This is a genomic window from Nocardia neocaledoniensis, assembly GCF_029868625.1.
In the GTDB taxonomy this organism is placed as follows: Bacteria; Actinomycetota; Actinomycetes; order Mycobacteriales; family Mycobacteriaceae; genus Nocardia; species Nocardia neocaledoniensis_A.
In genome coordinates this window covers 36,808-59,420 of the sequence record NZ_JARWOJ010000417.1, presented here as the reverse complement: position 1 = coordinate 59,420, position 22,613 = coordinate 36,808, and the positions used below count along the sequence as shown (strand labels likewise).

Annotated in this window: 15 protein-coding genes; 8 read left to right on the top strand and 7 right to left on the bottom strand. The window is 71.7% G+C overall.

The window, feature by feature from the left end:
• Window positions 1-402: 402 nt before the first annotated feature.
• From QH270_RS32930 to QH270_RS32910, 5 genes are all read right to left on the bottom strand, one after another.
• A complete protein-coding gene (locus QH270_RS32930) occupies window positions 403-615 on the bottom strand; it encodes a hypothetical protein (protein ID WP_280348592.1) in 213 nt (70 codons plus the stop codon).
• Window positions 608-2,437: a PspC domain-containing protein gene (locus tag QH270_RS32925; protein WP_280348590.1), complete on the bottom strand. Its 1,830-nt coding sequence runs from the start codon at window positions 2,435-2,437 to the stop codon at window positions 608-610. The genes QH270_RS32930 and QH270_RS32925 overlap by 8 nt, the downstream gene beginning before the upstream one ends.
• Before the next feature lie 65 nt (window positions 2,438-2,502).
• Entirely contained in the window at window positions 2,503-6,348 is a 3,846-nt protein-coding gene (locus QH270_RS32920) for an NACHT and WD repeat domain-containing protein (RefSeq protein WP_280348588.1), read from the bottom strand.
• 83 nt (window positions 6,349-6,431) lie between these two features.
• On the bottom strand, window positions 6,432-7,061 hold the full coding sequence (locus QH270_RS32915) for an MspA family porin (RefSeq protein ID WP_280348586.1): 630 nt from the start codon (window positions 7,059-7,061) through the stop codon (window positions 6,432-6,434).
• A gap of 230 nt (window positions 7,062-7,291) precedes the next feature.
• Window positions 7,292-8,434 carry a N(5)-(carboxyethyl)ornithine synthase gene (locus QH270_RS32910; protein WP_280348583.1) on the bottom strand — a complete coding sequence of 381 codons (1,143 nt, stop codon included), beginning with the start codon at window positions 8,432-8,434 and terminating at the stop codon, window positions 7,292-7,294.
• A 438-nt stretch (window positions 8,435-8,872) separates the two neighbouring features.
• Between QH270_RS32910 and QH270_RS32905 the strand changes: the two genes are divergently transcribed.
• Together QH270_RS32905 and QH270_RS32900 are read left to right on the top strand one after the other, a co-directional pair.
• Window positions 8,873-10,345, top strand: coding sequence for an ATP-binding protein (locus tag QH270_RS32905; protein ID WP_280348600.1), 1,473 nt, complete (start codon window positions 8,873-8,875; stop codon window positions 10,343-10,345).
• 93 nt (window positions 10,346-10,438) lie between these two features.
• Complete coding sequence (locus QH270_RS32900) at window positions 10,439-11,080, top strand: response regulator (protein WP_373867128.1); 642 nt, start codon at window positions 10,439-10,441, stop codon at window positions 11,078-11,080.
• On the opposite strand, the gene QH270_RS32895 is transcribed toward QH270_RS32900, so the two are convergent.
• Window positions 11,081-12,208 carry a serine/threonine-protein kinase gene (locus QH270_RS32895; protein ID WP_280348581.1) on the bottom strand — a complete coding sequence of 376 codons (1,128 nt, stop codon included), beginning with the start codon at window positions 12,206-12,208 and terminating at the stop codon, window positions 11,081-11,083.
• A 209-nt stretch (window positions 12,209-12,417) separates the two neighbouring features.
• Here QH270_RS32895 and QH270_RS32890 point away from each other — a divergent pair, with 209 nt between their 5' ends.
• The 3 genes from QH270_RS32890 to QH270_RS32880 all read left to right on the top strand — a co-directional run bounded on the left by QH270_RS32890 (window position 12,418) and on the right by QH270_RS32880 (window position 16,275).
• Window positions 12,418-13,173: a hypothetical protein gene (locus tag QH270_RS32890; RefSeq protein ID WP_280348579.1), complete on the top strand. Its 756-nt coding sequence runs from the start codon at window positions 12,418-12,420 to the stop codon at window positions 13,171-13,173.
• Between the two features lie 375 nt (window positions 13,174-13,548).
• Window positions 13,549-15,120: a DNA polymerase Y family protein gene (locus QH270_RS32885; RefSeq protein WP_280348576.1), complete on the top strand. Its 1,572-nt coding sequence runs from the start codon at window positions 13,549-13,551 to the stop codon at window positions 15,118-15,120.
• 210 nt (window positions 15,121-15,330) lie between these two features.
• Window positions 15,331-16,275 carry a sucrase ferredoxin gene (locus QH270_RS32880; protein WP_280348575.1) on the top strand — a complete coding sequence of 315 codons (945 nt, stop codon included), beginning with the start codon at window positions 15,331-15,333 and terminating at the stop codon, window positions 16,273-16,275.
• A gap of 120 nt (window positions 16,276-16,395) precedes the next feature.
• Here the strand turns inward: QH270_RS32880 and QH270_RS32875 are convergent, their stop codons facing one another.
• Entirely contained in the window at window positions 16,396-17,352 is a 957-nt protein-coding gene (locus tag QH270_RS32875) for an SDR family NAD(P)-dependent oxidoreductase (protein WP_280348572.1), read from the bottom strand.
• A gap of 132 nt (window positions 17,353-17,484) precedes the next feature.
• On the opposite strand from QH270_RS32875, the gene QH270_RS32870 reads away from it, so the two are divergent.
• The 3 genes from QH270_RS32870 to QH270_RS32860 all read left to right on the top strand — a co-directional run bounded on the left by QH270_RS32870 (window position 17,485) and on the right by QH270_RS32860 (window position 22,597).
• Window positions 17,485-17,940, top strand: a complete 456-nt coding sequence (locus tag QH270_RS32870; protein ID WP_232996755.1) for a hypothetical protein — start codon at window positions 17,485-17,487, stop codon at window positions 17,938-17,940.
• Between the two features lie 57 nt (window positions 17,941-17,997).
• Window positions 17,998-21,564 carry an error-prone DNA polymerase gene (locus QH270_RS32865; RefSeq protein WP_280348570.1) on the top strand — a complete coding sequence of 1,189 codons (3,567 nt, stop codon included), beginning with the start codon at window positions 17,998-18,000 and terminating at the stop codon, window positions 21,562-21,564.
• Between the two features lie 70 nt (window positions 21,565-21,634).
• Window positions 21,635-22,597, top strand: coding sequence for a M48 family metalloprotease (locus tag QH270_RS32860; RefSeq protein ID WP_280348568.1), 963 nt, complete (start codon window positions 21,635-21,637; stop codon window positions 22,595-22,597).
• The last annotated feature ends 16 nt before the right edge of the window (window positions 22,598-22,613 follow it).

Genomic DNA, 22,613 nt, shown 5'->3' with positions numbered 1-22,613 from the left:
TACCGGCACACACCACCGATCGCCACAGCGACCACCACGTTTTCGGCCGCGTCGGGGGGGCCGCGGGGGGGGGGGGAAAACCCCCGCGCGCGCGCGCCCCCCCCGCGGGGGGGGGGGCGCGGCCGCCCCCGCGCCCGGGCGCCGCGCGCCCCGCGGCGCCCGCCCCCCCCCCCCCCCCCCCCCCCCCCCCCGCGGCGGCCGAAAACGTGGTGGTCGCTGTGGCGATCGGTGGTGTGTGCCGGTAGGCCAAGAGGAGTCGGCCCAGCGGTACACCGGTCATCGGGCGAGCCGGGGGTCTGGTTTCTCCGGAACCGTTGCCTTCGTTCATCGTTCGTCCTCCGACGACAATGGCCCGTCTTCGCGGACGGGCCATTGTCGTGTCTCAGGGTGTGCGGTTGTCGCTCAACGTCGTTTGCGGCTCGGGGCGAAGGTGAGCAGCAGGCCGACGACGATGGCCGCGAGGACCACGCCCCAGCCGAGGGGCAGGATGCCGCCGTCGCCGGGCGTCGGCGCGCCGAGCAGGGCCCAGACGCTCACCGCGAGGGCGAGCAGGCCGGTGACCAGTAGGGAGAAGGCCGGGCGGCGGCGGGGTTCGGTGCTGGTCTGGTCAGTCACGGGTCACCGCCACATCGCCGAGGTGCATCTTGATCCGCAGGTCGAGGACCGGGGCGCCGGGGGTGTTCGGGCCGGTGATCCCGTCGACACAGCCCGATTCCGCAACCCGGACATCGCAGGTCGTGTTCACTGTCATTCCTTCCGGCAGGAGTACTTTCGCGTCACCGATGTTCACCGCGACCTCCACGGTCCGTGATTCGGTGAGCTCCAGGCCGCGCAGATCCAAGGTGCCCGAACCGATGTCGAGCGCGTAGCGCGGTTGCAGTTCGGTCACCGAGGTCGGTGCCCAGAGCCGTTCGCCGACGGCTCTGCCCTCGAAATCCACCGGCCCGATCAGCGAGGCCAGCAGGACGAACCCGGCCAGTGGCGCGGTGAGGACGAGCAGTCCGTAGCCGCGGCGCAGGAAGGCGCCCGCGATGAGTCCGAGGCCGACGACGGCCAGTGCGAAGGCCGCGATCCGCGCCGGTGTCATCCATTCGACGCCCGAGGCGGCGACCGCCCCTGCCACGGCGGCGGCCAGGATCGCGAGCCCGATGGTCACCGGCGTGAGCCGCGAGCGGGGCCGCTTCGGCGGTGGTGGGGCGGCGACGGCGTAGCGCGGGGCCGCTTCGGGGAGTTCCCAGGCCAGCGGGGCGATGCTGAGCGGGTCGATGCCGGGGGGAACCTGGGCGCCGGCGCGAGGGTAGCCCGCCTGCGGGAAGTCCTTGTATAGGACGGACGTCGCCGGTTCGCCGCTGCGTTCGCCGAGGTCGATGCTCGAATCGGACTGTGGGGCAGCGAGTTCGGCGGCGGCTGCCGCATGCGTGAATTCGGCAGGCTGTGCCGGCGACGATTCAGCGTCCACGGGGGCGGAAGTCGAAGCCGCGTCGGCGACCTTCACCAGGTGAACGGAACTCGCCGGGTCGGAAGACGGCTCGGTAGGTGCGTCGGTCGTGGGTGCGGCTTCTTGTGTCGCGGACGCCTCGTCGGGAACGACGGGAGCATCGGTTGAGCGATCGGAGTCGTCCGCGGCGATAGCGGACCCCTCGTGCGCGGGGGCCGCAGTGGTGGACGCCGCTGCTGATGCGGCGGAAGGTGCCACGGTCTGGTGGGCGGCGTCTTGCACTGGGATGGCGCGTGTTTCGAGCTCATCCGCCGACGAGGGCGCTGCCGCGTTCTTGTGCAGGACGACCGTGTCGGTGGCGTCGACGCGCAGCAGCGGCGTGGATTCGGCGGCCGCCGTGGCCGGGTCGGGGACGTAGGCGTCGGGCAGCTTCGTGTAGGGCGTGTACATGCCGGTCGGCGGCACGTCGGGGGTGTACGGGTAGCCGCGCACCGGAACGCCGGTCGGGTAGCCCACCGGCGGGTAGTCGCCGGTGCCGTACGCCGCGGCGCGGTAGGTGTCGAAGCCGGTCGGCAGTTCGGGATGCCGGATGTAGAGCATCCACCAGCCCGCCAGCATCAGCCCCATACTGACCACGCCGGACCCGCCGAGCCCGAGCCCGATCGGTCCCATGGTCGAGACCGCGATGGCCAGCGCGACGATCAATACGATCGTCTTGGTCTGCGAATGCCCGCCCCTGGCGTGATCGGTCAGCGCCTCGGCCGCCGAGACCTCGTTCCCCGCGGAACTCAGCACCAGCCAGGCCAGCAGGTACAGCACGATGCCCGCGCCGCCGAAAATGGTCGACACCACGAACGCCACCCGCAGCAGCACCGGATCGATCCCGTACCGCAGCCCGAACCCGGCCGCGACACCGGCGATCGGCCCCTGCCGCGGCAGCCGGACGGGCCGCGTATGCCACATCTGCTGGATCTGGTCACCGAAGCTCGTTCTGCTCATGGGTTCCATGGTCTGCCCGACCAGCCCTTTTCCGCATCGGGGGGAACCCTGAGGTTTGCCCGGGTTCAGGAGCAGGGTGGGAGATAGGGGACATTCGGGAGCTGACGCCGCCAGACCTGCTCGGTGAGCAGGTCACCGGTGGCCGCGCAGATCCGGTCGGCCACTCGCTCCGGATCGAGGTCCCACATCCCGAACTGGCCGCTGTCGGTGACGACGGCGAGATGGCCACCGTCCGGATGCAGCGCCGTGAGCCGGTTCCGGACATCGTTGCGCCCGATCGGCGCGCTGACGAGACGCGGCGCCCGGGGATCGGCGATGTCCCACAGTTCGGTGGTGCGGTCGTTGGCGGTGACGGCCAAGGTGTGGCCGGATGCGGTCGACATCGCGATGATGTGGACGCCCTCGGTGCGGATCGGCGCGGAGAGCCGTTCGAGTCCGGACTCGGTTCGCCACACCGCGAAGGAATCGGTATCGGCGACTATCGCGGTGTGGTCGTCGGGCAGCAGCGACAGCTTGAAGGCCTCGGTGTTCCCGTCGGGTTCGGTTGTTCCCAGCAGGGTCGGGCGGTGCGGGTCCTCGATGCTCCACAGGTGGGTGGCGAACGGCTTGTCGGTGTCCTCCCGGTCGTAGGAGACCACCTCCAGGCGCGTGCCGTCGGCCGACAGCGCGTTGATGTACACCTCGTCCGCACCCTCGGTCGGGACGATCGGTGTGGCGCCGCGGATCGGTGCCTGCCGATCGCTGACGTCCCATATTCGGACCTCGTGCGAATCCGCGGTCACCATGCGGCCGGCCTGTACCTGGGACTGGACGACGAAACCCGTCGGCCAGGCCGGCAGTGGCTTCGGCCGCTGGGAATCCGTCAGGTCGAAGACGAGTCTGCGATCGGACGGCTGGTCCTGGATCGACAGCGTGCGACCGTCGGGGCTCAGCTCCGGGCTGAAACGGTTCGTCCCGCCGGGAAGGGTCGACAGCCGTCGCGGGCGCGCGGGATCGGAGGTATCCCAGATGGCCACGGCGCCGGCTACATCCGCGATCACCATCCGGTCTCCGGCATTGTCGAACACCGGTGGCAGCTGTGAGCCGGGCGAAACATCCACCAGCGAGGACGGCAGCGTCCACACAGCGAGGGCGCCATCGCTGCCTGCCCCCGCCAACAGTGGTCTGCCGGGCAGGAAAGTCAGCGACCGCAGCCCGGTGCTGCACGGCGACGCCGGGCCGCGGTCACAGGACGCCGGACTGGTCGACAGCATCGGCGTCGCCGCTACCGGCCGGCCCGGGTCGGTGATGTTCCACAGCTGCCCCGCGGTCGCCGAGCTGGTGACGAGAACGGTTCCGCCGTCGTTGAAGTCGATCGAGCTGAGCGTGCTGTTGTCGGTGTGGATGGTGCCGGTTCGCCGGGGCTCGGCGGCCTCGGCGATATGCCACAGTTCGACCCGACCCGTGCGTGCCGAGCTCGTCTCGGTGGGCCCGTAGGCGGCGACTGCCAGCGTCGTGCCGTCCGGACTGAACGCGAGGTCGCACAGGTAGGCATCGGGCGCGGTTGATATCGGTGATCCGACCGGGCGGGGTGTGCGGGGGTCGCGGATGTCCCAGAGCTGGATGCTGTCCGCGACACCGGCGTCATGGACCACCCGGCCCACCGCGAGCAGCTTTCCGTCGGGGCTGAACTCGACGAGATGTGCCTGACCGGCGCGCGCGGCGGGCAGATCCACCCGCGCGGTGCGCGTCGGCTCGGTGCGGTCACCGATCCGCCAGAGCGTGAACGAGTCGGCGCCGGCCTCGGCGAGGAGCGTGCCGTCCGGCCCCGCGGCGATCGAGTTCCGCTTCTCGATCCCGAGGCTGTGCAGGAGCCGCGGCGCCCGCGGCCTGGCCAGGTCCCACAGCTGTAGGCCGGCCGGGCCGTCGGTGACCGCCTCGGTGCTGTGCGGCACGAAGGCCAGCCGGCCGACCGGAACGCCGAATTCACCGCCGATCTGCCGCGGCCCGGCGGGGTCGGTGGTGTCCCAGAGTGACACCTTCTGGTCGTAGTCGAGCGAAGCCAGCCTGCCGTCGCTCGCGCGCGCCACGAGTGCGGTGATGTCGGAGGTGTGGCCCGGCACGGAGGTGGCCAGCGGCAGTTCCTGGGTGGTCAGCAGCTGTGCGCGGGTGGACGGGTCCGGTCGCATCCGATAGGCCGCCAGCGACAACTGCGCCGACAGCGACGGATCACTCGCCCTGGTCCGCTGCGCCGCCGCGACCAGTTCGGCGTGATCGCGGTCCGCGGTGCGCTGGTCGGCGAGCTTGCCGCGGTCCCAGGCGACGACGCCGGTGCCCAGTAGCGCGACGACGATCATGGCGGCGCCGAGTCGCCAGCGCTTGCCGAGGCGGGCCGAGCGGCGTGAGGCGTCGAGGAAGGCGCGGGAGCGGGGGCTGGTGGTGGAGCGGGCGTGTTCGGTGGCGCTGTCGAGGCGGGTGCCGCGATAGAGCAGGGCGGGGTCGCGGGCGGCGGCCTCCCATTCGCCGGCGTCGGTTTCCAGGCGCTGGCGGACGAGGTGGCCGACGCGGTCGGTCGCGATCCAGCCGCGCAGCCGGGGCCAGGCGGTGAGGACGATCTCGTGGGTGAACTGGACCGAGTCGGCGTCGAGGGCGACGAGCCTGCTGGCGGCGAGGACTTCCAGTGCCTGCGCGGTGGCGTCGGGATCGGCACTGTGGGAGAGCAATTCGCCGCGGCCTGCGGTGCGCCGGGTGTCGCGGGCGTCCTGCCCGACGGTGACCAGCGAGCCGAGCAGGTCCTGGGCGGCCTCCTGCTGGACCGGGGTCAGCTCGCTCCACGCCAGTTCGGCGGTCTCGGCGACCGAGCCGGCGACGCCGCCCGCCGTGCGATACCCGGCGACGGTGAGTTTGCGACCCTCGCGCTGAAGCCAGGTCGCGGCCATCACGTGGGAGAGCAGGGGCAGCGAGCCGGGATCGTAGGCGTCGGTGTCGGCGTGCGCGCCGAGCCCGCGCAATTCGCTGAGGACCAGCTCTTCCAGGCCCTGTTCGAGGGTGAGTCCGGCGGCGGTCGCGGGCCCGGTGATCGCTCGCGACACCTCGTCCATCGACATCGGTCCGAGCAGATAGTTGTTGCGTCGCAGGCTGTCCCGCAATACCGGGTGGTGCAGGCAGCGTTCGTAGAAGTCGGCGCGCAGGGCGAGGACGACCGTGAGCGGGTCGGCGGCGCGGGTGGTCAGGTCGGCGAGCGCGGTGAGGAAGGCCGTGCGTTCGGCCTCGTCGGGGCACAGGGTGAACAGTTCCTCGAACTGATCGACGATCAGCACGCGCGGCTCGTCGGTGTCGACGGCGGCGAGCGCCGCCATCGGCGCGGTGCCCGGGGTGATGGTGGCCGAGGGCAGGTCGAGGGCGGGGCGTAGGCCCGCGGCCAGCAGCGAGGACTTGCCCGCGCCGGAGGCACCGATCAGCACGACGATCCCGGTGGTGGCGCGGACCAGGTCGACGAATTCGGCGGTGGCCTGCTCGCGGCCGAAGAACAGCGGGCGTTCGTCGGCGCGGAAGGCGCGCAGGCCGGGATAGGGGCAGGTGTCGCCCTCGGTGACGGTGGCCGTCCAGGTCACCGATTCCTGCCACAGCCTGCGCCATTCGTGTGGGTCGGCGAGCCGGCGGGGCAGCTCACGCTGGGCCTTCTCGGTGAGGTCGACGAGCGTGAGGACCACCGGCAGCAGCGATTCGAAGCGGGCGGGCACATTGCGTCCGGCCTTCCAGTCGCTGATCCGCTGTGGCGACGGCGTGCCGGCCTGCGTGCCGCGCATGCGCCGCTCGGTGGCCGCGGCGACCCGGCGGAGGGTCGGATTGCCCGCGGCGGCATAGAGTTCGGCGAAGCGTTGCGCGAAAGCCGCACGCGGCGAAGCACTGTGCGGATCGACAGTGGTCAAGGAACCCCCCGTTCGATGAAAACGACCGAGGGGAATGGTATTCGGTGGATCGGGGCCCGGCACAGTGCCGGGCCCCGATCGGCTCACAGGAACATGGTGTCGCCGAAGATCGAGTTGGTCGCGCTCACCTGCGGGGTGCTCGCGGTGACCGTCGCCCAGGAGTAGATGTCGAGCGGGCCACCGCAATTGCCCACCATCAGGTGGAAGTCGCGATTCACCAGGTAGGTGGTGCCGGTGCCGAGCGGCATGCTCCCGACATCGATCTTCTTGATCTCGCCCGGCGCGAGCGTCAGGCTCAGATCCATCCCCGCGAAGATCGACGGACCGATGTCGACCGACGCGTCGGGCCCCGACGAACCGAAGCCCGCGGACGCCCCCGCGTCGACCGCGATGCCGCCGTCGAGTCCGACGGAGAGCTCCAGATCCACGGCGCAGGCCACGAGGTAACCGGATTCGAGGGTGCCGGTGGCTCCGGCCGGCGCGGTGACGTAGGCGGTGTTGTTCAGGAACACCTCCCGGTTGGTCGGCATGGCGTTGAGCGCGGGCACCTGCCGGTAGGACTCGTCGGTGTGGCCGAGGGTCATCTGGAAGCCCTCCGGCCCCAGATAGGTGGTTTCGTGCGGCGCCATCGGACCGGCCGCCGCGACGGGTGCGAGCCCGAGGGTGGCGAGTGCGACAGCGGTGGCCCCGAGCACGGTCGTGATGATGTTCAACGTTCCTCCCCTGACTGACGGCCGTGGATTCCGGCCTGCCATCAACGTAGGAACGCGGCCCCGGTCACGGCCGCCGCAAACCCGGCGGGAGCGCGAATATCCGCAGGTGGGAGGGCCGTGACCGGTTATCCGGTCCGGCATCGTCGCCGGCGGTGTCCGTCGACCGGTGATGCCGGTGAATGCCCAGGTGGGCGGGGATTTCTGTCCGGACCGGACAGCATCGGACCAGGTCAGACCACCGCGTACGGATGATCGGCGGCGCGGCCCTGGAAGGAGAGGATGCGCGGGTTGAGCACCCGGCCCTCGCGGATCTCGACGGCGCGGCGGATGGTCTCGTCGCCGTCCCAGGCCGCGGGCCCGGCCAGCACGGTCGGCACGTACTCGAGCAGGGCCTCGGAGTTCTCCCAGGTGGCCGACTCCCACAGGAAGGAGGGACTGTGGTCGACGCCGTAGTGGTGCAGACCCGCGCCGACGGTGAACATCGGGTCGGCGAAGGTGGTGGGGCGGGCCCAGGAGAAGCCCATGCCCTCATCACAGGAGACGTCGACGAACAGCGTGCCCCTGGGGAACAGGCCGAGATCGTCGTCGGTGATGAACATCAGCGGTTCCTCGGTGTCCTGGAACATGCAGTTGACGATCACGTCGTAGTGGGCGAGAACCTGCGCCAGCGGTCCGGGTTCCGCCCCCTCCAGTGCGAGGGTGCGACCGGGGTCGGCCGGGTCGCGCTGGAAATGCTGCATGCGCACCGACGCGAACGGTGAGGCCACCGCGGACACGCTGCGCTGGGTCAGCACGGTCACATCGCTGATGCCCAGTGCCGAGAGCGCCCGCACCGCGCCCCGCGCGGTCGCGCCGAAACTGATCACCGCCGCGCGCATCCGTCGGCCGTAATCGCCGGTGGCGCCGCGCAGTTGCAGTGCGTGCATGACCGAGCAGTAGCCGGCCAGTTCGTTGTTCTTGTGGAACACGTGGACACTGAAATGCCCGGCCGCGGTCCAGTGGTTCATCGCCTCCCAGGCGATCAGGGTCAGCTCGCGGTCGACGGCCAGCTGGGTGATCCGCCGGTCCTGCACACAGTGCGGCCACCCCCACACGATCGTGCCGGGTCGCATCTGTTCGAGGTCCTCGGCGAGTGGCTTGGCCAGCAGCAGCACATCGCATTCGGCGAACAGTTCGGCGCGGGTGCGAAAGCCCGCGACCAGCGGAGCGAGGAGGTCGTCCGGGTAGCCGAATCGGGCGCCGTAGCCGTGTTCGAGGAAGATCTGACCGCGTATTCCCGGATCGATCCGATCCAGGTGGGCCGGGTGGATCGCCAGCCGGTGTTCGTTTTCTTTACGGGAGGTCGCGACGAGGCCGACGGTCAGGTGTTTCACAGTTGCTTCACCTGCTCAGCCTACGCGTCCCCCCGAGCGCGGAAAGCGGCAAGATCAGGGAGATTCCCGATGCCGGTGCTCGGCGGGGCGTGCCACTATCGAAGGATGGATCCGTCTGTTCCCGCCCGCGCCGCCGCACCTGATCGTGGCGCCGTGCCGAACGGCTACGTCGCCCGAGGAACAGGTCCCGGGTTCGACGGCGCGCGGAACCCGGGTTTCCCGCCGCAGGGCGTCGCGGGGTCCGGCCCCGGCGCCGCGGCGAATCCGCGTGGCGGGCACCGGCCGCGCGGCCCGCAGCGATTCGTGGCTCGGACCTTCGGCGGCGGGAACGCCGTCTACGGTGCGCCGCAGCCTTACCTCCCGCCGCAGTCCTATCGCTCCATGCAGCCGTATCAGGGAGCGCCCGCGGGCTACGGCGTCCCGCGCGGCTACCGGCCGATGCTGCCCGCGCCGGGGCCGGAGCCGATCGGCGCGCCGCTGTCGGAGACCCGGCGGCTGGTCCGGCGGACCGGCGGACGGGTCGTCGGCGGCGTCGCGGGCGGGCTGGCCGATCATCTGGGCGTCGACGTGTTCAAGGTGCGGATGGCGTTCGTGTTGCTGTCCGCGCTGATGGGCGCCGGTCTGGTCGCCTACGGGCTGCTGTGGATCTTTACCCCCGCGGGCGGTGACGCGACGAAACCGACCGGCGACGAGCGCAGGCAGGCCATCGGCCTCGCCCTGCTCGGGCTCGGTCTCACCGCGACGGTGGGCTGGCTGTTCCAGGGCACCGCGGCACGGGTGATCGCGCCGATCGTGGTGATCGCGGTCGGCGCCGCGCTGGTGTGGCGGGAGTACGACGTCGCCGCGCCGGGCCCGCGCGCCCTGTTCGGGTTGCCCGCGCGGCCGTCGGTGATCACCTGGTCGCGGATCGTGGCCGGGGCGACGCTGATCGTGTTCGGCCTCGGTGTGGTGGTGCTGGCCAGGATCGACCTGAGTTCGCTCGGGTCGGCGCTGATCGCGGTGGCGGTCACCCTGATCGGCGCCGGGCTGCTGACGGTGCCGCTGTGGCTGCGCATGGTCCGCGCGCTCAATGCCGAGCGCGGCGCCCGCATCCGCAACGAGGAACGCGAGGAGATCGCCTCGCACCTGCACGATTCGGTGCTGCAGACGCTGGCCCTGATCCAGCGCCAGGCCGAGGACCCGCAGGAAGTGTTGCGCCTGGCCCGCAGCCAGGAACGCGAACTGCGCAAATGGCTCTTCGACGACACCGCGCCGGCCCATTCCAGCTTGGCCACCGCCCTGCGCATGATCGCGGGTGAGGTGGAGGACCAGCACGGGGTGAAGGTCACCCCGGTGACCGTCGGCGATGTCGCGATGGATCCCGGCGATACCGGCGCGGGCCTGCCGAAGGAGCATTTCACCGCCCTGCTCGGCGCCACCCGCGAGGCGCTGGTGAACGCCGCCAAGCACGCCGACGTCCCCGAGATCGATCTGTTCGCCGAGGCCGAGCCGCACCAGGTGAGCATCTTCGTCCGCGACCGCGGCGCCGGCTTCGACATCACCGCCGTGGCCGACGACCGGCGCGGCATCGCGAAGTCCATCCGCGCCAGGGTCGAACGCCGCGGCGGCACCGCCGAGATCGACTCCACCATCGGTCGCGGCACCGAGGTACGGATCGTGATGCCGCGCACCGACTCCGGCACCGCCGAGCCCGCCCCGGACACCGATTCCGGTACCGCCGAGCCCACCCCGGCTCGCGATTCCGGTACCGCCGTGACGAGGCCGGTCGCCGGGCCCGACGCCGCTGTACCGGCCCGCGACCCGGGGGCGGGTGCTGTCGGCGCCGTACCCGGCCGGTCCGAAGCGGACCGCGCGGCGGCGCACCGGTCGGCCACGGCCCGGTCCGCGGCCGAGGAGCGCACCAGCGACTGAGCGCCCGATTCCGCGCCGGGATCGGCGGCGGAGTGGTGCGCTGTGGTACCGATGAACCGAGCCGATCGCACGGTGGGATGAGGAGAGCTGTCAGTGAGTGTTCGGGTGTTCCTGGTCGACGATCACGCCGTGTTCCGCTCGGGCGTGCGCGCCGAGCTGAGCCGCGAGACCGATATGGAGGTCGTCGGCGAGGCGGGCGGCGTGGCCGAGGCGGTGGCCGGGATCGATGCCGCGCGCCCCGATGTGGTGCTGCTGGATGTGCACATGCCCGACGGCGGCGGCGTCGCGGTGCTGACCGGCATCGCGGAGGGCCCGGTGTGCCTGGCGCTGAGTGTCTCCGATGCCGCCGAGGACGTGATCGCGGTGATCAGGGCGGGTGCGCGCGGGTACGTCACCAAGACGATCTCCGGCGCCGAACTGGCCGACGGTATCCGCCGGGTGGCCGGCGGCGACGCCGTCTTCAGCCCGCGCCTTGCCGGTTTCGTGCTCGACTCGTTCACCGGCCGCTCGCCGGTCCCGGAGCCGCCGCTCGATCCCGAACTCGATTCGCTCACGCCCCGCGAACTCGAGGTGCTGCGTTTGCTCGCGCGCGGCTACACCTATCGCGAGATCGCCGAGACCCTGTTCATCTCGGTGAAGACGGTGGAGACGCACGCCTCCAATGTGCTGCGCAAGACCCAGCAGTCGAACCGGAACGCGTTGACGCGCTGGGCCCACCGCCGCCGCATCGAGTAGCTACATCACCGCGATGATGATCGCGATGAGGATGACCAGCCCGATCAGCACGCCCGCGCCGATGGCCAGCGGCGCGCCGTTGGGCAGGTTGTCCAGGAAGCTGCCGGCGCGCGGCGCCGCGGCCGGTGCGGCGACGGGCGCGCGCTGGGGACGCGGCAGCGGCGCGGAGTGCGGGCTGCGCAGGCCGCTGGCCCCGTTGCGGGCGGCCCAGGACGGGATGGTGCCGTCCTCGGTGCGCAGCGGCACGCCGAGGATGTAGGCGGCGGTTCCGGGACCGAAGGCGGCGGTGAGGATCTCGTCGCGCGCCTGGGCCATGCTCGGGCGGCGCTGCGGCGCGGGTTCGAGCATGTGCAGCAGCGGCTGGGTGAGGATGCCGGTGCGGCTGGGCGGGATGATCTGGCCCATCGCGGCCTTGGTGACGACGTCGTTCTCGTCGCTGTCGAAACCGAACGGCGGCTGGCCCTCCAGCATGGTGTAGAGCGTGGCGCCCAGGGAGAACACGTCGCTGGCCTCGGTGGGCCTCGCGCCGCGGGCGACCTCGGGCGGCAGGTAGGCGGGGGTACCGGTGATGGTGCCCTCGGGGTCCTCGCCGTGGGTGTCGCCGGCGCCGCGGGAGATGCCGAAGTCGCTGAGCTTGGCCTTGCCGAGATCGGGGCCGCGGTCGGCGACGAGGATGTTGCCCGGCTTGATGTCGCGGTGCACGATGCCCGCGGCGTGCGCGGCGGCGAGCGCGTCGGCCACCTGCGCGCCGATCTGGGCGACCTCCACCGCGGGCAGCGTGTCGACCATCGACAGCGCCTTGGCCACGCTGCGCGAGGGTAAGTGCTCCATGACGAGCCACGGCTCGCCCGCCTCGAGCACCACGTCGTAGACGGCGATGGCGTGCTCGTGCGACAGCTTGGCCGCCACCCGGCCCTCGTGCACGATGCTGCTGCGGATCGCCTCGGCCTCGGCCTCGCTCAATCCGGCCGTGGAGAGCACCTGCTTGATGGCGACGTCCCGGTTCAGCAGCCGGTCGGTCGCGAGCCAGACCGCGCCCATGCCACCGCCGCCCAGTTTCGACTGAAGGCGGTAGCGACCCGCGACGAGGTAGTCGGGGCCGATATGGGGACGAGCACGTTCGGTCACGGGTGCGAGGGTAGCCGAATATGCCGATGACTGGCCGGTATCACGGCGCGCGGGTATAAGGCCCCCGCGGTGGACACGGGGGAGGGGTGGGTGTCACGCTGGTCGCTATCGAACGTATATTCGAATACGATCGATAGCTGGAATGGTGCTGCGGTCGGCGGTGCTGAGCGGTCTCCGCACGCGGGTCCATCGGGAAGTGGGTGGTGTTGATGGGTTCGGATGCGTCCTCACCCGAGGTCGCCGCGCGGGAAGACACGCTCGACGACCTGCGCCGCCGCATGGCAGCGGTGCAGGGCCACCGCACGAGCGCCACCCGGCACATGCCCGGTGAGCAGCCACTGAGCCGCGATCTGCTGCCGGTACCCGCCCCGCTCGCCGACCTGTTGCCCGATGGCGGACTGCCCAAAGGCGCGGTGGTCGCCTACTCCGGTGCGCATTCACTGCTCTCCGGGTTGCTGGCCGCGGTGACCGGCGACGGTGGGTACGCCGCGGTGGTCGGCCTGCCCCGGCTCGGTTTGCTGGCCGCCGCCGAGATGGGCGCGCAGCTGTCCCGGCTGGCGGTGATCGCCGATCCCGGCCCCGATCCGGCCGAAGTGGCCGCCGTCCTGCTCGACGGACTCGATCTGGTGGTCCTCGGTCTCGCCGGGCGTGCCGTCCCGCCCGCCCGCTGCCGTGTCCTGGCCGCCAGGGCTCGCAACCGCGGCGCCACCCTGGTCGTCGCGGGCGGCGCCTGGGCCGATCCGGCGCTGCGGCTGGACACCCGCGTCACCGGGTACGACGGTCTCGGTCCCGGCCGCGGCCGCCTGCGCTCGGTCTGCCTCGACGTGCGGGTCAGCGCGAAGGCGGGCCCGCCGCGACACGGCCGGATGGACCTGTGCGCCGCGGCGGGTCGTACGGAATGGCTCGCGCGCGAACCGGTTTCGCGCTCGGCGGAGGTACGCGAACTCAGGGAGGCGGTGTCGTGACGGGCAGGCGGTCCGTGGCCTGGGCGACCGGCTCGATGGCGCCGGGCACCGAGCCGAGGCCGACCTCGGGCGTCGACGCGCGCGTCCGAGCCGCGCCTGCTCTGACCGAGGCCCGGTCGGGACGGGCAGTCTCCGTTCGACGATGGCAGACCCCGGTGTGGCGGCGGGCGATGATCCGCGCGGAATATAGACGGGCACTGAGGGTTCCGGGCTGGTCCGCAGTTGTGGATGTCTGCGACACGTTCGGTGGTCGCGCGCCAGGGGTGTCGTGATGACGCGCGCGGAGCGGGTGCTGGCGCTGTTGTGTTCGGATCGGTCCGCGGTGGCGGGGGTGACCGCGGCGTCGCCGGTGGCGGCGCACTCGGAGGTGTCGTGATGACGCGCGCGGAACGTGTACTGGCGCTGCTGTGTCCGGACTGGCCCGCGGTGGCGGCGGCCGCGGCGGCCGGGGTGGCGACGGATCGTCCGGTGGCGGTACTGCGGGGGAGCCGGGTGGTGTCGTGTTCGGCACTCGCCCGTCTCGAGGGCGTGCGGGTCGGGCTGAATCGACGGGAAGCGCAGGCGAGGTGCCCTGATCTGCTTGTCGCCCAGGACGATCCGGACCGTGATGCCAGGCTGTTCGAGCCGGTCGTCGGTGCCGTCGACGCGACCGTCCCCGGCGTCGAGGTCTTGCGGCCAGGGCTGCTCGTCCTCGGTACCCGCGGCGCCACCCGCTTCTTCGGCTCGGAGGAAGCGGCGGCGGTGCGTCTCATCGATGCCGTCGCGGTGGCGGGCGCCGAAGCGCAGATCGGCATCGCCGACGCCATGTCCACGGCGGTGCTGGCGGCCCGGCGCGCCGCGATCGTGCGGCCGGGTGAGGGCGCGAACTATCTGGCGCCGCTGCCGGTGGCCGAGCTGGCCGCCGAACCGGCACTGGCCCCGCCCGAGCGAGCCGACCTGGTGGACCTGTTGCACCGCTTGGGTTTACGTCGCGTCGGTGATTTCGCCGGGCTCACCCCCACCGAGGTCGCCTCGCGGTTCGGCGCCGACGCCGTGCTGGCCCATCGCCTGGCCCGTGCCCTGCCGGAACGTCCGCCCTCGGCCCGGCAGGTGGCGCCGGAACTGGCCGTCGACCTGGACTGCGATCCGCCGATCGACCGGGTCGACGCGGCCGCCTTCGCCGGTCGCGCCCTGGCCACCCGGCTGCACACGGCCCTCACCGCCGCCGGTGTCGCCTGCACCCGGCTGGCCGTCACCGCGCGCACCGAGGCGGGCGAGGAGCTCTCGCGCATCTGGCGCTGCGCCCGTCCGCTCACCCCACCCGATACCGCCGACCGCATCCGCTGGCAGCTCGACGGCTGGCTCACCCACCGCGACCGTCCCACCGCGCCGATCGTCGCGTTGCGCCTGGAACCGGTGGAGGTGGTCGCCGCGGGCGCGCTCCAGCTCGGCCTGTGGGGCGGGGAGGGCGAGGAGACCGAGCGGGCCCGCCGCGCCCTGGTCCGGGTGCAGGGCCTGCTCGGCGGCGAGGCGGTGCGGGTGGGGGTGCTCAGCGGCGGGCGCGGTCCCGCCGAACGCATCACCATGATCGCCCTGGGCGACGAACTCACCCCCGCCGCCGACCCCGCCCAGCCCTGGCCGGGCCGCCTGCCCGAACCCGCCCCGACCCTGCTGCTCCTGCACCGTCCCACCGTCGAACTGACCGCCGCCGACGGCGCCCCCGTCGCGGTCACCGCACGCGGCCTGTTCACCGCCGACCCCGTCCGTCTGCGGTGGGGTCGACGGCAATGGACCCTGCTCGGCTGGGCGGGCCCGTGGCCGGTCGACGAACGCTGGTGGGCCGGCCCCGAGCACGCCGCCCCCGCCGCCCGCGCCCAGGTCCAGCTCGACGCCGCCCCCACCGAGATCCGGGTGGTCCTGCTCGTCTACGACGCCGACTCCTGGCACGCGGAAGGTGTCTACGAGTAGCCGGACATCCGAGCGGCGCGCCACACCGGCTCGATCCCGCCCGGTGCAGCTCGAGCCGCACCCCGGTCGAAACGCCTGGTGTGGATCGGGTGTGTCCCGACTCGAACACTCCGGAACAGAGGGTGCCCTTACTACCGCGCGCGCGTGGTTCTACAGTGAAACGACACCTGTTCCGGATCGGCCGGACGGTCGGTCGCGGAAGGAGCTGTCATGAACCCGTTCGAGGGCATGGGCTGCTCGGCGGCCGCCGTCGACCTGCCGATGCTCGGCACCGCGGTGCACACCCCCGGCTGGCTGTGCGTCGAGCATCCCGGGGCCTGGGGCCGCGACGTGATCGCCGACGAGGTGCTCGGCCCGGAGATCACCGCCGAACTGGCCGCGCGGACGACGGCGGCCCAGGTGCGGCCCACGCTGATCCGCCGTCCCGGCCGCAACGAGTTCACCGGGAAGCGCACCGTCCTGCTGGCCTCCTCCCGGCCCGAGGGCTCGTGGTGCGAGCGCTTCGAGATCACCGACCTGCGCGAACTGTTCGACATCGACCTGCGGCTCGTCGACGGACCGGCACCGGGAATCGGTGTGCGCGTGGACGATCCGGTGGTCCTGGTCTGCGCGCACGGCAAACGCGACCAGTGCTGCGCGCTGCTCGGCCGCCCCATCGCCGCCGCCCTGGCCGCCGACAACCCCGGCCGGGTCTGGGAGGCCACCCACACCGGCGGCCACCGCTTCGCGCCCGCCGTGGTCCTGCTCCCGTCTGGCCTGACCTACGGGCGGGTCGACGTGCCCGCCGCCCGTGCCCTGCTCGCCGCCGCGGAGCAGGGCGAGGTGTCCATGACCGGCCTGCGCGGCCGCGGGTGCTACGACCCGATCCGGCAGGTGGCCGAAGTCGCTGTGCGCGAACAACTCCCGCCCGTGCCGCTCGACGATCTCACGGTCACTCCCGCCCCGGCGCCCGCCGAGGACGCCACCCTGGCCGGTGCCGCTGTCGTCACCCATCGCGACGGCCGCCGCTGGCACGTCACCGTCCGCACCGTCGCGGCGCCGCCACGCCAAGCCAGCTGCGGCGGCCCGGCCAAGCCGGTCACCTACCTGGAACCCGCTGCGGTGGAACAACTCTCGGAGGTAGCTGCCGCTCAGGTCGGGTGCTCGTCGACCTGACGGGCGCACGGATTCCTCGAGTGGGACCGACTCCGTGGAAGTCGGGTGTGGGTCCTGGTCGGTCTGGGAAGTGCCCCGGACGGCTCGACGCGCGGGCCGTCGGATCGCCTCAGTGTCTGTTCACCAATGCGTGCCCGGCACCCAACGGGCGGCGCGGCGCAGGGCACTACCGGTGGCCTTGCGCGCCGCCGACTTGGGCTTCGGCGCGGGTGCGGTGGTCGATTCCACGACAACCGGCTCGACCGATTCGCCCTTGGCCGCAGGCGAATCCGGCAGCGCGCGGTAGTAGCGGTGCAGCACGCGGTCGCGCAGCTTCGGGGTGAGGATGCCGCCGTACTCGGCGAGCGTGCCGAGGGGGACATCGATGCGCTTGGGGCGTTCGCTGAGCGCGCGGACGATGGTGGCCGCGGCCCATTCCGGCGATTCCGATGGCCCCTGGTCGCCACTCGGGGCGATCATCGGCGTGCGCACCAGTGGCATGTGGATGGTGGTGAAAGTGACCCCGTCGGCGAGGGTTTCGACGGCGGCGACCTCGGTGAACTTGTCCAGCGCGGCCTTGGAGGCGAGGTAGGCGGCGAAGCGCGGGGTGGCGACCTGCACGCCGGCACTGGAGATGTTGACGATGTGGCCGAAGCCGCGCTCGCGCATCTGCGGCAGCAGCGCCAGCGTCATCCGCACCGCGCCGAAGTAGTTGACCGCCATGGTGCGTTCGAAGTCGTGCATGCGGTCGGTGGAGCGGTGGATGGCGCGCCGGATCGAGCGGCCCGCGTTGTTCACCAGCATGTCCACGTGGCCGTGCTGATCGAGGATCGTCTTGACGGTGGAATCGACGGATTCGGCGTCGGTGACATCGCACTGGTAGCCGTGTGCCCGGCCGCCCGCGGCGCCGATCTCGGCGACCACCTCGGCCAGTTCGTCGCCGCGGCGGGCGAGCAGGAATACGACGGCGCCCTTGTCTGCGGCCGCCAGTGCGGCGGCCCGCCCGATCCCGGACGACGCGCCGGTGATCACGACATGCCTGTCGGTGAGATCGCGCCGCCGCCGACGGTTCGGTGTGCCGGGAGAAACCTGAGACATCACTGCTCCTTTGCAGCTCGTTCCCTCGAACTTACTCCAAAGTAAGTTCCGGGACCAGGTCTGGCAAGAAACTCGAAAATATGTTCGAACACCTCTCGCCATTATTCGAACGTATGTGCGATACTTGTGCCCATGGCGGACGATCGGATGGCGGATATCTATGCCGCGGTGCGGCTCGGCGGTATCGACCCTGACGCTGCGCGCGCGGCGCTGACCAGGCTCTGGGACGAGATAGGAGAAGGCGGCGACGCGTTGCATCGCTGCGTGATCGCACATCACCTCGCTGATGTGCAGGAGTTGCCCGAGGGCGCGTTGCTCTGGGATCAGCGGGCGCTGGCCGCGGTGTTCGGGCCGGGCATCCCGCTGGACGAGGGGCTGCGCGGGTTCCTGCCCTCGCTGTATCTGAACCTGGCCGACAGTCACCGGCGGGTCGGTGATTTCGAGATGGCGCGGATGCAGCTGGCCATCGCGCGCGGGCACCTGGATGTGCTCGCCAACGATGCCTACGGCGCGGTGATCCGGTCGGGGCTCGGCCATGTGGAGGCGGCGCTGGAGTCGCGATCGATGGAGCGTTTGCCCGCGAGTTGAGGGGTCGGGCAACCGCGATCGAGTGGGAGGTGACGCGGGGTAGGAGAGGAGTTGGGTGTGGGCTGGAGCAACGGTCCGCCGACCTGGTCGGAGCTGGAGCGGGTGCTCTCGGGCAAGCCGAGTCGCCGCCCCGCCGAGGAGATGCATCCCGGCGACGGCGGTGACAGCCCCGCATGGTCGCGTAAACGCGGTGCGTACGAGGCGGATTCGATCGCACGTCCGGCCGCGTCCGTGCCCTACGCGGAGCTGCACGCCCACTCCGCCTACAGCTTCCTCGACGGTGCGAGCCAGCCGGAGGAGCTGGTGGAGGAGGCGGTGCGGCTGGGTCTGGAGGCGCTCGCGCTCACCGACCACAACGGGTTCTACGGGACCGTCCGGTTCGCCGCGGCGGCCTGGCTTTGGGCAATCCCATCGTTTTGCGGGCCCCACCTCCCCCGGGCACCCGTGGGGGCGGCGGCGCGGGGCGGCGGGGCGGCGGCCCGGCCCCGTACTGTTCCCCGGGGCGGCAGGCGCACCATCGGCGATCCGCGAGGCGGGCGCACGACCTCGGCCGAACCGCGTGTAGGCGCCGATCCGGCCGGGTCTTCCAGTGGGCACGTGCGAGCGCCGGATTCGCTGCCGCGCACCGGTTCCGCCGATCCGCGCGGTCCGCACCTGCTGATCCTCGCCCGTGGTCAGGAGGGGTATCGCAGGCTGTCGCGGGAGATGGCGGCCGCGCATATGGCGGCGGGAGAGAAGGGCATCCTGCGCTACGACCTGGACACGCTCACCGCCGCCGCGGGCGGGCACTGGCATGTCCTCACCGGCTGCCGGAAGGGACACCTGCGCTCCGCGCTGGAACTCGACCTGCGCGCGGGTGACACGGCGCTGCCGAAAGCCGAAGCGGCCCTTCGTGAGCTGGTCGAACGCTTCGGCGCCGACCGGGTGAGCGTCGAACTCACCCACCACGGCATCGCCACCGACGACGAACGCAATGCTCACCTCGTCGCCCTGGCCGACCGGCTCGGCCTGCCCGTGCTCGCCACCACCGGCGCGCATTTCGCCTCGCCCGCCCAGCGCCGCAGGGCCATGGCGCTGGCCGCGATCCGGGCCAGGAGCAGTCTCGACGAGATGGCGGGCTGGCTGCCGTCCACCGGTGGCGCGCACCTGCGGTCCGGCGCGGAGATGGCGCGGCTGTTCGCCGCGCATCCGCCTGCCGTGTCGAACGCGGTGGAGCTGGCCCGCGCATGCGCCTTCGACCTGCGGTTGATCGCGCCGAAGCTGCCACCGTTCGAGGTGCCGCCCGGCTACGACGAGGACTCCTGGCTCCGCCACCTCAGCTACGAGGGGGCCGCCAGGCGCTACGGCCCGCGCGCGGCGAACCCGAGGGCGTACGCGCAGATCGAGCACGAGCTCGCGGTGATCGAGCGGATGGAGTTCCCCGGCTACTTCCTGGTCGTGCACGACATCGTCGAGTTCTGCAAGCGCAACGGCATCCTGTGCCAGGGCCGTGGCTCGGCCGCCAACTCCGCGGTCTGCTACGCCATCGGCATCACCAATGTCGATCCGGTGGGCAACAATCTGCTGTTCGAACGCTTCCTGTCCACCGAGCGCGACGGGCCACCCGACATCGATATCGACATCGAATCCGATCGGCGCGAGGAGGCCATCCAGCACGTCTACGGCAAGTACGGCCGCGACTACGCCGCCCAGGTGGCGAACGTGATCACCTATCGCGGCAAGTCCTCGGTGCGCGATGCGGCACGGGCACTCGGCTTTTCGCCGGGTCAGCAGGACGCGTGGAGCAAACAGGTGAGCCGCTGGTCGGGGGTGGCCGCCGAGACCGGCACCGACATCCCCGCGCCGGTTCTCGAACTCGCGGGCGAACTCGACGGTCTGCCACGGCATCTGGGCATCCACTCCGGCGGCATGGTGATCTGCGACCGGCCGATCGCGGACGTGTGCCCGGTGGAGTGGGCGCGGATGGCTGGCCGCAGCGTGCTGCAGTGGGACAAGGACGACTGCGCCGCGGTCGGCCTGGTGAAATTCGACCTGCTCGGCCTCGGCATGCTCTCGGCGCTGCGCTACATGATCGACCTGGTCCACGAGCACAAGGGGCAGAAGGTCGAACTGCACGCGCTCGATCTCGCCGAACCGGCCGTCTACGAGATGCTGCAGCGGGCCGATTCGATCGGGGTCTTCCAGGTGGAATCGCGCGCGCAGATGGCGACGCTGCCCCGGTTGAAGCCGCGAGAGTTCTACGACCTGGTGGTGGAGGTGGCGCTGATCCGGCCCGGCCCCATCCAGGGCGGCTCCGTGCACCCGTACATCCGCAGGCGCAACGGTCAGGAAGCGCCGGTCTGCGACCACCCGGCGCTGGAGAATTCGCTCGCCCGCACCCTCGGCATCCCGCTGTTCCAGGAGCAGCTGATGCAGATGGCCATCGATGTCGCCGGCTTCAGCGCCGCCGAGGCCGACCAGCTCCGCCGCGCCATGGGTTCCAAACGCTCGCCGGAGAAGATGGAACGACTCAAGGGCCGTCTCTACCAGGGCATGCGGGACCTGCACGGGATCACCGGCGCGCTGGCCGACCGCATCTACGAGAAGCTCTACGCCTTCGCCAATTTCGGCTTCCCCGAAAGCCATTCGCAGAGCTTCGCCTCGATCGTGTTCTACTCCTCGTGGTTCAAGCTGCATCATCCCGCCGCGTTCTGCGCCGGACTCCTGCGCGCCCAGCCGATGGGGTTCTACTCACCGCAGTCGCTGGTGGCCGACGCGCGCAGGCACGGCGTGCGGATACACGGTCCCGACATCAATGCCAGCCGGGCCGAACCCACCCTGGAGAACGCGGGCACCGAGGTCCGGCTCGGTCTCGCTGCCGTCCGGCACATCGGCGACGACCTCGCCGAACGCCTCGTCACCGAGCGCGCCGAGCACGGCCCCTACACCTCGATGCTCGACCTCACCGGTCGCGTGGGATTGTCTGTCGCCCAGGCGGAATCGCTGGCAACGGCGGGCGCGCTCGACGGCCTGGTCGATGTCGACCACGATGAGACGGCAGCGGCCGAGGGCGCGGTCGACGACGGAGTGCGGAGGCGCGCCGGGGACAGAGCGGACCGGGGGAGCAGCGTGCGCAGGGCCGCGCTGTGGGCGGCGGGCGCGGCGGCGGGGGAGCGTCCCGAACTGCTGCCCGGCACCGGTGCGGTGACCGCGGCCCCGTCCCTGCCCGGCATGAGCGCGCTCGAGCTCGCCGCCGCCGACGTGTGGGCCACCGGTGTCTCGCCCGGCAGCTATCCCACCGAATTCCTGCGCGCGCACCTGAATTCGCTCGGCGTGGTGCCCGCCGCCGACCTGCTGCTCGTCGAGGACGGCACGCGCATCCTGGTCGCGGGCGCCGTCACCCACCGGCAGCGCCCCGCCACCGCCGCCGGCGTCACCTTCCTCAATCTGGAGGACGAGACCGGCATGGTCAATGTCGTCTGCTCGGTGGGCCTGTGGACCCGCTACCGCCGCCTCGCCCAGACCGCCACCGCCCTGCTCGTGCGCGGCCGCCTGCAGAACGCCGAAGGCGCCGCCAGCCTCCTCGCCGACCACCTCGAGCCCCTCGACCTCACCATCGTCGCCCGCTCCCGCGACTTCCGCTGAACCGTTTCCGCCGAGTCTGTACAGCATCGAACACGCTGGGTAGCGTGTCTCCCAGGGAGATCGGGGGAGCATGCCGAACAACTCGCTGATCTCACGTCGGCGCCGCGTACTGTCGCGGGCCACGACACTTCTGCTCGGACTGCCGCCCGCGGCGTCGAACGGCTGGTTCCTGATCGGTCTGAGCGCCCGGCTGTCGCCCCGGCTGGGATTCGCGGTGGGTGCGGCATGGCTCGGCGCGGGCCCGCTGGTGCTGCGCCGGAACCTGCGTGCCACCGAGCGCGAGATCCGCGCCCGGCAGGCGGCTTCGGCCGAGGAGCTGCCCTCGGCGACCCGGCGGGTCCGCACCGCGTGGCGGAATGTGGCGCGCGCCGCCGATGTGCCGTTGTCGGCGTGCACGATCCGCGTCATCCACGACCACGATTTCCGAGCGTCGGTCAGCCACGATCGGCACATCGGCGTCAGTCTGCGCGCGGTGGAGGCGCTCACCGATCGCCAGCTCGAGGCGGTGATCGCCCACGAGTTCGGCCACGCCATCGAACGCGATCACCGGGTGCAGCTGCTCACCCGCTGGTACGGCGGGCTGTTCGATCGGCCGATCCGGGCGGGGACCAGGTTCTCGCTCGCGCTGTCCGAGAAGGCGCTGACGCACAGCGCCCGCGATCCGGCATCCGCGTCAGCCATCCTGCTCGGGGCCGCCGGGTCACTGGTCGGCATCGGCACGATGTGCGCGTTACCCGCCGCCCTGTGGCTGCTGCTCGGTCCGCGGGCCGCGCTGCTGGCCCTGGTGGGATACCCCGTGCGAGATGTGCTGTCCACGCGCCGGTCGCGCTGGGCCGAAACCCACGCCGACCGGGTCGCGGTGGCCCTCGGCTACGGCCACCACCTGCGCGAATCGCTGACGATCGCCGAGATCGACTGCGCGACCGGCCCCACCATCACCGACCTCGTCCCCGGCTGGATGAACACGCACCCGAGCCACGAACGCCGTCTCGCCGCCATCGACGACGAACTGCGCCGCCGGCAGGAACGCTGACAACGCCATTCGCCGG